Annotated in this window: 11 protein-coding genes and 2 pseudogenes (2 of these 13 only partly in view); all 13 read right to left on the reverse strand. The window is 56.3% G+C overall.

The window, feature by feature from the left end; all coding sequences use genetic code 11:
- A pseudogene (locus F4Y39_24765) lies at positions 1 to 729 on the reverse strand (hypothetical protein) (it extends 207 nt beyond the left edge of the window).
- A gap of 3 nt (positions 730 to 732) precedes the next feature.
- Positions 733 to 1170: a hypothetical protein gene (locus tag F4Y39_24770; GenBank protein ID MYC16949.1), complete on the reverse strand. Its 438-nt coding sequence runs from the start codon at positions 1168 to 1170 to the stop codon at positions 733 to 735.
- 15 nt (positions 1171 to 1185) lie between these two features.
- Positions 1186 to 2019, reverse strand: coding sequence for a hypothetical protein (locus tag F4Y39_24775; protein ID MYC16950.1), 834 nt, complete (start codon positions 2017 to 2019; stop codon positions 1186 to 1188).
- Complete coding sequence (locus F4Y39_24780) at positions 2003 to 3388, reverse strand: hypothetical protein (GenBank protein ID MYC16951.1); 1386 nt, start codon at positions 3386 to 3388, stop codon at positions 2003 to 2005. The genes F4Y39_24775 and F4Y39_24780 overlap by 17 nt, the downstream gene beginning before the upstream one ends.
- Before the next feature lie 10 nt (positions 3389 to 3398).
- The gene (locus tag F4Y39_24785; GenBank protein MYC16952.1) at positions 3399 to 4970 is read right to left on the reverse strand and encodes a hypothetical protein; all 1572 of its coding nucleotides are present in this window, start codon (positions 4968 to 4970) and stop codon (positions 3399 to 3401) included.
- Positions 4967 to 5500, reverse strand: a complete 534-nt coding sequence (locus tag F4Y39_24790; GenBank protein ID MYC16953.1) for a DUF3486 family protein — start codon at positions 5498 to 5500, stop codon at positions 4967 to 4969. The genes F4Y39_24785 and F4Y39_24790 overlap by 4 nt, the downstream gene beginning before the upstream one ends.
- A gap of 3 nt (positions 5501 to 5503) precedes the next feature.
- Positions 5504 to 5821, reverse strand: coding sequence for a hypothetical protein (locus F4Y39_24795; protein ID MYC16954.1), 318 nt, complete (start codon positions 5819 to 5821; stop codon positions 5504 to 5506).
- A 9-nt stretch (positions 5822 to 5830) separates the two neighbouring features.
- Positions 5831 to 6550, reverse strand: a complete 720-nt coding sequence (locus tag F4Y39_24800) for a hypothetical protein (protein MYC16955.1) — start codon at positions 6548 to 6550, stop codon at positions 5831 to 5833.
- Positions 6547 to 6984 carry a hypothetical protein gene (locus F4Y39_24805; GenBank protein MYC16956.1) on the reverse strand — a complete coding sequence of 146 codons (438 nt, stop codon included), beginning with the start codon at positions 6982 to 6984 and terminating at the stop codon, positions 6547 to 6549. Before F4Y39_24805 ends, F4Y39_24800 begins: the two co-directional genes overlap by 4 nt.
- A complete protein-coding gene (locus F4Y39_24810) occupies positions 6975 to 7271 on the reverse strand; it encodes a hypothetical protein (protein ID MYC16957.1) in 297 nt (98 codons plus the stop codon). Before F4Y39_24810 ends, F4Y39_24805 begins: the two co-directional genes overlap by 10 nt.
- Positions 7268 to 7669, reverse strand: coding sequence for a thermonuclease family protein (locus tag F4Y39_24815; protein ID MYC16958.1), 402 nt, complete (start codon positions 7667 to 7669; stop codon positions 7268 to 7270). The genes F4Y39_24810 and F4Y39_24815 overlap by 4 nt, the downstream gene beginning before the upstream one ends.
- A gap of 170 nt (positions 7670 to 7839) precedes the next feature.
- The gene (locus tag F4Y39_24820; GenBank protein MYC16959.1) at positions 7840 to 8277 is read right to left on the reverse strand and encodes a T9SS type A sorting domain-containing protein; all 438 of its coding nucleotides are present in this window, start codon (positions 8275 to 8277) and stop codon (positions 7840 to 7842) included.
- A 113-nt stretch (positions 8278 to 8390) separates the two neighbouring features.
- Positions 8391 to 8680, reverse strand: a pseudogene (locus F4Y39_24825) (hypothetical protein); it runs 943 nt beyond the window's last position.

Consider the following 8680-nt stretch of genomic DNA (forward strand, 5'->3'; position numbering starts at 1 on the left):
TTCTGTGTTGCCAGGCGGGTCTTCTGTGCCAGGCTCGGCAGGTGGATCTTCTGTGGATCCCAAATGCTCTGACAATAGCCCGAGCACGTCCTCATCGCTGGCTCCCTGGGGCACGTCTATGCCGCGCGCAGTCAGGAGTGCCAATATCTGCTCTCTGTTCATGTCATCCTCTCCATTCTCGGTTAATGCGCCTATGAACCCGTCTGACGCAGCACCTGCTCGCACCACATCCACCGCATGCACGGCGGTGATGCGCTCAACCACAAAATACCCCCGCTCTCTCCCGTCGGGGCCTTCCATCCATTCGTAATCACCCTCCATATCAAACATCATAGAGATGCCGACCACGTTCTCGTTTCCGCGCTCAGAAGCGTCCGAAAGCAGGGCATGGAGGTCTGTGCCGCACGCATTGCGGGTGATGTGGAGTTCTGCGTAAATCGCCCCATCATTTTCCAGCGCAGAAGCAGCAACCCATCCGCACCGATCCTGCTCCGAATAATTCATCGGGCTGTATCCGTGCTGGTTTTCGCTGCGCATATACGAGGCGATATTGTCCTGGCCGTCCAGCATTTCTGCCGTTAGGGAGACAGAATCTTCGCTGAAGACCATGCGCGGGATGCCGTTGGCAAATCCTGGCCTGAGCAACTGAATGCGCCAGATCCACCCTTTGCTGTCGCCCTCGCCCTGCATTTCTGCCAATGCGCCTAAAAGCGATCCTCTCCGTGGCATGTTTTATCCTCGCTCGTGACGGACCTTGCGACCATCGGCATATACGATCACCAGCGCGTCGGGATCCACCCCGTCGGCGGGGTAAAAATTCCAGGAATCAGGAGCAGCCAGGTCGCTTATCGTCTCGCCTTGGGCGTCTAAGACGGCATTGAGTTTGTCCGAATGCTCGCCCTCGGTCTCACTCCACACCTGAAAAACATCCACCGGCTCCGGCTCCGGCTCGTTGTTGATGAGATCCTGCAACTCGCGTCGCAATGCCCGTGCAGGACGTCCCAGCGCCTCGACCAGCGCCGCTATGCCGCCCCTTTTGTACGCCGATGCCTCATCGGCGGGCGCATCTGCCAGCAGATCCAGGATGTCGCTGTCCGATGCGCCTTCTGGCACTTCTGTGCCGCGCGCTTGCAGCGCCTCCAAAATTCGCTCTCGCTCACGTGAGCTCATATACTCCTCCTGTGTCTATGTGTCTGAAAACAAATCATCTGGAACGTAAATGAGGCTGTAGCACCTACACCGGACAGATTCTTTAGCAGGCAGTGACCAGGCACGCGGGTAAAGCGTCCAAAAGCCTCCGATCCGGTATCTCGCATCCAGTGCTATCGCCCGTTCTTCTGAATAGTCCAATCCTGCCTGTACGTGCGTCGATCGCACATTCGTGTCCCCGCGAGTCTGCCAGTATTTCATTAGTCCAAGATCACGCTCGGACAACGCATCCATCCTGTGCTGCCTGGCCGCGGCGCGAAGCCGTGCCTGTTCGGTCGATAGGATCGTTTCTGCACGCTGTGAGATCGTGCGAAAAATAGATCTGTCAGACAAGTTGCGCCCAATTTCCCCGATGGCCTCGTTGCGCGTCTTGGCGCCCACAGCAGACAAAGCCACTTCCTGCATAATCTTTGCCGATGCCTCGGTGGTCACGCCCTTGAACGTCGTCGATGCAAATTCGACATAGCTGGTGATCAATGCACGGTCGATCATCGGAAAATCTGTGGCAATGCTCGCGATTCTAAGCGTATCGGTGAGATCTGTATCTACCTGATCGGATATTTCATCGCCAGAGACCCCAATCAGACCAGACACGCCCTGATCCATATCGCCGAGCACGTCCTCGATCTCGCGCCTCAGTCCCTCCAAATACACCGTCTCAAACTCGCCAGCACTTTCGAGTCGTCGCACAATGTTTGCGCGCGCCTCGTCGATGAGGCCCTGCGCGGATGTGATACGCACCCTGTCGCGCCGCTCATCCTCATCCATTCGTGCATCAACCTCGCGGCCGTATTCATCGCGCGTTGCCATTCCTGTGCCTCATGTTTTGCGCCATCTCGCCCGCTTTCTTGTACATCTCCATATCCGCCGTGGATGGATTGTTGAGCCTTTCCTTGAGCTCTGATGCCTCGACCTCGATCCCGAATTTTCCTGCGAACATGGACAGAATCTCTATGGCGGTATCATCATCCGTCCAGGAATTTGTCCGCGCGACTGCCAGCGCGCCGATTGTGTGCTGAAATGAGGCTGCCACCTTTTCCAGGTCGGTATTCTGTACCGGCGGTGATTCGACGCGAAAGGGGGCATCTGCACCCACCTGACCGGCACTGTGGGCCGTTTGGAGCACAAAAGCCATCACGCGCCCCGTATCTGTGCGCTCAGTGCGCGACCTGGCAGACAGTGTGCTCTGAGTAGGGAAATCGGTTTCGGCGGCTGTAGCCCTGTTTACGTCGTCCGCAGCCCCTACCCAGTGTTCGGGGAATCCCCAGGCGGACGCGATGTGTTTTTTTACCGATGTGGACGATTCTGCGGCGTCTGAGGCATGTATATCCGGTGTGAGTGTCTGCCAAATCTCGCTCTCATTGTGAGCACGGACAGACCCCGGATCCGGCGCACTCTGGCGCTTGGTCCATTCCACTACACCCGACTGATCCTCACCCTTCAGTGTCACATCCCATATGAATGAGTTCAAGAGACCAACGCGTTCCATCTGGTCGAATAGCATTTGTTCGTGGCCTCGCACCCAATCGATGAATGGGTACAGGTCAGATACGCCCCTGGTCGCACCGATGACGCTGTTTCGCCTGAAGAAAAACGCATCGCCGGACAATGCATCCTCGCCCATCATGTAGCGGATGTTTTCCAGATAGATTCGCTCCGTGCCGTTTTTTCCGCACCTGAGCGCGACCTGTCCGTCCCATTTTCCACTCTCCTGGCATTTTTTTACATCGACGATATTTGAGGGATCGACCCATCCGAGATACACCATACCCTGCCCTGTAGAAACGGGCATCAGCGCCTCGCCCCAAATTGTTTTTTCGCGCACATAATCGCGCATAAACCCCGGCCAATCATTCATCGGGTGATGCCAGTGTTTTTTTAATACCTCATCCGCGCGATCGTCAGTAGATGACACCTCGAATCCCTCGCCGCATACGATATCGACTTCAAGCTCTACCATCCGCTTCGCCAGCGGATTTTTCTGCCACACCTCATGGGCCGCCTCTTGTGCCTGTGCGACCTTCCAGGGTATCAGATTGCGCCTGTTTCGGGTCGCCCCAAGCGGTGTCCAGCCATCATCTTCTCGCGATAGCGAATCGCCTGCCGCGGCCAGTGATGCCTGCTGTTTTTCAGTTGGGGCAGGTACGAGCTTTGCTCCCAGCCACTCTCGAAATCCCATATGCCCTCACTCAGGCGACGAGGCGATCGGTGCGAGCAAACCACCGCTTCAGGCGACTTGCCTGGCGCGCGGGGGCAATGTCTGCGCCCGCAGGTGGCGGGGTTTCCCCTGGCTTTCGCGCCCACTCGCACAGCGCCTTTGCCCAATAATGATCTGCGTGGCCCGTCTGGTCGGTCGTTTTGGCGACGAATCGCTCATGTCCTGTGGCGGTGAGCTCGCGCATCATTGAGTGGAGGCTTTCGCGGACGGTCTCATCATTCGGGATCCGGGTCGCCCTGTCCTCTAATACGTTTTTCAGGTGGTGCGAGAGCATGCTATTATTCGGCTGGGTCTGTGCGATGCCCTCCACCTTTCCAGGGTGGAAATGTTCGGCGTCTTCTGCCAACTGCATCCCGATCCCGGTCCGGTCGATACACACGCGAGACATCGCCGGATGGCGCAGGATTGCATCGAGAATCTTATACTGCACCCGGAACGGAAAATCGCGCATCTCAATCATGGCGGCCTGTTCAGAAGGGTCCGTGCCGTCCGTTCGGTCTATCCACAGCACAGAAAAGTGCCTACTCCTGGCCACATCATACCCACCATAAAGGGTGGTATTATCATCGTGCGGGATGCGGACGATTTTCGCCAGGTCTGGCTCTTCTGGCTTGGCTGTGAGCCGCTCGCGCTCGTGGGACTGCTGTGCAGCACGGATGAGGTCATCGACCCACGACGGACGCTTCACTGGCCCCGCCTCACATGAGCGCAAGAGCTCATAGGGCAGGAAAAATCCGGACTCGTCGATGTTTTTCAGGAGATACTCACGCGCCCAGGCCACCTCATCATCGAGCGCCTGCCTCAGTTGATCGGGCGTGGCTGGCTTGCCTTCGTGATCATATAGCTCCAGCCCCTGCTCAATCGCTTGGTGGATATTGACATCGTAATATTTCCAGATGGGGATTTTGCGCTCCCGCATTTCGTTGAATTTGGACGGCTGCTCGCTCGGCGTACTGGTAATCATCGCCCTGTGCCCGCGCGTGATGGATGCGAAAACGGCAGACCATATCGCCCACGAATTTCTATGAAAACCAAACTCGTCCAGGTAGATCGACATGCCCCGCCCGCGAGCCGTAGATGCGTTCGCTGCGAGTGCCAGCACGCGCCGGCCGTTTTTTAGTGTCACTTCAAGAGCCTTGTGCTCTTTTTCGTCCACAATGATCACCCCCTGCACAATTTCCACACCATGTCCGATCGCCCCCAAATGAGCACCCAGGTCGAGCATCAACTCCCTGCCCTGCCGCTCGGATGCCGATAGCATCAACCAATCGTCCTTATCCTCCACAGTCTCAAAGCTGATTTTCAGGGTCGCTGCACACGATTTTCCGCCCTGCCGGGTGATGCAGGCAAAGAGAAAACGCGCCCGATCCTCCACGATCGCCTTCTGGTATCGCGTCAAATCGAGCACCAGGCCGCCGGAGGTGACCTGATCCCCGCCATATTGATGCGGGTATTTATCCCGCTTTTTTTCTGCCTCTTGGGCGATGGATTTGGGATCCGCGAAAATCTCAGGATTTTCCAGATCGGTGCTCGGTTGGATCATTCGCTCTCCTGTGGCCTCGATGTACTCAGGCCATAAAACTTTTTTCTGACGTAATCGATGGTTTCCTGGTCTGTTTTGCCCACCATCTTCTTGCACACCTCATCCGCCGCCCGCCGAATGCGTTCGCTGTAATACACCCGCATTCGCTCGCGAATCACCTCTGCTCTGTGCATTGATACGACCAGGCGGCCAAGCTCGACAGGTGTGGACTCGGTAAAATCTACACCCTTGTCCATCGCATCCATGATGCCGCTCATGAGCAGGTCCATCATGACCTGCGACAGTTCGATGGACGGATTTTTGCCGAGCTCCTCCATCATTGCCGCCGCCTGTGATTTTATTTTCCTGACTTCTCGCCACTTTGCCAGCATCTTGGAGTGGTGGCGCTGGATGGAGGACTTGCCGACATCCTCCCCCATAGCACGGAGCCACTCCTCGATCTCGGCGAATGTGTGGCCCTCGTCATAGCGCTTGAGGATCTCATCCTGCAAGGGCTTGGGTAGCTGGGATATTTTGCTTCTGGGTGGCATGGGTTATTCGTTTTCTGGGATGGTCACAGATTCGTTCGTGCAGGTGCCGTCTATGATATCCTTGCCTGCCGCACGCAGCGTGACCAGATAGGTCGTGATTTTCATCACCGCAGGATACGAAATGTCCAGAAACCCTAACAGTGGGTCGGCCAGGTATCTGCACTCGGCCAGGACAGCCTCTTGCGACAAGCTGGCATACCCGGACTGGTCGAGGGTTTTTTTAAGCGTTAGTCCGCCCACTGGCACGCCGACACCTGGAGCGAGGATATTGACACACCGCAAAATATCTCCGCGTAATATTTTCAGCTCAATCTCATTCATAACGGGTTCCTATATAGGCTGTTTTGTGACATCGTAAACCTCTGCACCCTCAAGGGCATACGATCGTGTGGGGTTTTCCAGCGTGCATGGGGGCTGTCCGTAGCCATCCCCTCGCTTCGTGCCCGGATCGTGCGTGACGATATCTATCGCGCCGTCTGTGCCGGCTGTGTAGCCAATGGCCAATAAAAAATGTGGTCCATTGCTACCTCGCATACGCAGGACTACCGGATTTTCCTTGTCGATCTGCTCGCGCACGGCTGCACCCACCTCGGCCAGATCGGCACTCTTAATTGACCGGTGTTGCGCGCCCACGCCGTATTTTTCGAGGAGTTTTGTGATAGTCGCCCAGACCACGGCGGCACCATCGGCATACCCGCCACTTTCTTGGAGGTATCGATTCAAGATGACCGGCGTCACATCGCGCCCCAGGTGATACCCTGTCAGCGCAGAGAGGGCAGCGACTGCACAGCCACCATCTTCCATCAAGCACCCCGTGTACCCCACCTCGCCGATGTGCGTTTGACCCCATCGCGGATCACCCTGCACGATGTGAGAGACGCCAAGGATGACTGCTGTGGGGATGATTGTTTCGGGTCGCGCAGGCGGCACTTCTTCGGGCCCTGACGCTATGGTCTCCTCTGCGAGCCTGTGCACCAGGACCGCGCGCTCTTGTGTTAGCGCAGATATGAGCGCGTCTATCTGTGCGAGCCTATTGGCTGTGTCGATCATAGTATGTCATCCTGCTGTCGCCGATTGTGGCGATTGTGGAAGGGGAGATGCTGCGCCACGTCCAGCGCGACATTGTGCACCTCGCTCTGGATGCGGTCGATTTTTTTGCCCATCTCGGTCAGATCGTTTCGGATGGCGGCATGAGACGTTGTGACCTGCTCGGCCAGGGCGTTTTTTTCGCCATCGCGGGTGATGCTGGCCTCGATCGCACGATTTAGCTTCGAGTGGAGGATCTTGATTTCTTCGTGGAACTCGTCCAGCACTTTCGATGTGCGGTTCGACTGTACGAGGGATGTGACGCCGGTCACACCGCCCACACCGCCCACACCGCCGCCCAGCCCTACGAGGGTGCTGGCCGTCTGTGTGTCCTGCGCCAGCGCAGCACCCACGAGACACAGGAGCATCAGTAGGTTTGTGATGAGGATTATAGCCATTCTTCGTCCTCCTGTGTGTCCTCGCCTGCTTCCTGCTCTTGTTGCGCAGGTTCAGGCTGAGGAGTGCCACCTATCGCCCCAAACACCCGCTCATAGCCCTCGGGATCCATCCGCACGGCAATGAACGACAGGAGGGACGCGATTCGGTCCAATTTAATTTGGAATGCATGAACTTCAGGGAGCTCCTTGCCGCTCTCGTCACGCTCCACGATCCGCTCGATGACCTGATCGGTCACAAATCCAGCCGGGTTAGTGACGATTTTCAGAATATCCAGGCCGAGCTTCATATGTCCTCCTGACGAGCCTCATGCCATGCCCTGTTCTCGAGGTGCTCGTCCGCGATATCCTCCTTCGACTGTCCGTGATACGCGACTGCGAGGCGCTCACAAATCAGCGTTTCTGCGACCGAGATATCATCCACAATGATATCAGCGAGTATCCGGCCGTATTTTCCGCGCTCAGTGCCCCGGAGCACCACCTCGCCACCCGCCGGACACATACCCACTACACGCGCTTTCGCCATGAGACCCATGCGTTTTTCGTCCAGGTCTCGCGTGCGGCATTCCGGTGTGTCAATGCCGACAATCCGCACGCGTTCCTCTTTCCAAACGCCGTACCCGAGATTGATCAGCACATCCACCGTATCACCGTCCACGACGCGTTCTATTCGTGCCCTATTATCCATTTTTTCTCCTTTTTCCGCCCGGCCAGTCCCCTGCCCGGGCGGAACAAAACCCTCTCAGAGGGGCATAAATGCGATCTGTGCCCCAAAAATCGAACCTATCTATTTACCCTACCCAATGGCAGATCGTGAAAAACGATTCTAAGCCCTTGTTTTTTTGTGTCTCTGTGGGCTCACTTCAGCAGCATGAGCCTGATTGTGGCCACAGTGCTTTCTCCTGCGCTCGCAATGTGGGCAAAATAAATGCCCGACGCGACGCGGCGACCACCGTCGTCTCTCGCATCCCACCTCACCCGGTAGGTGCCGGCGGCGTGATCGCGGGAGACTACTTCGCGCACGCGCTGACCCATAATATTGTAAATCGAGATAGAGACATGCCCACCGCCAGAGGTGTAGGAAATCGTGGTCTCTGGGTTGAATGGGTTGGGGTAGGCTACAGCAGTAGATTTTCCAAGCCAGTTGACAATCTGTGTGTATGCCAGCTTGTTCTGAAAGACCGTTTTTTCGTCATTGTCTGTGACAAGAACTGCCCGCATTCTCCCGCTGGATGGCACCCCATAAACCCTGACCACTTGTGTTTCTACTTCGACAACGCTGTCTCCTGGAGCCATAGCGAAAACAACAAGGGTGGGGTCTAAGGAGAATGTGGTTGCGAGCCGATCAAATCTAACGCTAACATGGACACTGTCTGTGACAGGTCCTTCAGTACTAACTGTGAAACTGATTATATCACCACCAGCTGCTTTTTCCTGATTTGCTGCGATTGATAGATATGTTGTATCAATTTCGGCCACAGGATCGATCTTTGGTGGTAATAGGCCAAATTCTCGTAAGTCGTCGGGTGTATATCCGAGCGTGTAGAGCCACCGGATATATTGGATAAGGTCTTCAGTCGGTGGATCGTTCGCCACTGGCTGCTGCTCTGAATCAGGCGTCTCAGCAGGTGGATCGTTCGCCACTGGCTGCTGCTCTGAATCAGGCGTCTCAGCAGGTGGATCGTTCGCCACTGGCTGC

It is taken from the genome of Gemmatimonadota bacterium (assembly GCA_009838845.1).
Lineage (GTDB): Bacteria > Latescibacterota > UBA2968 > UBA2968 > UBA2968 > VXRD01.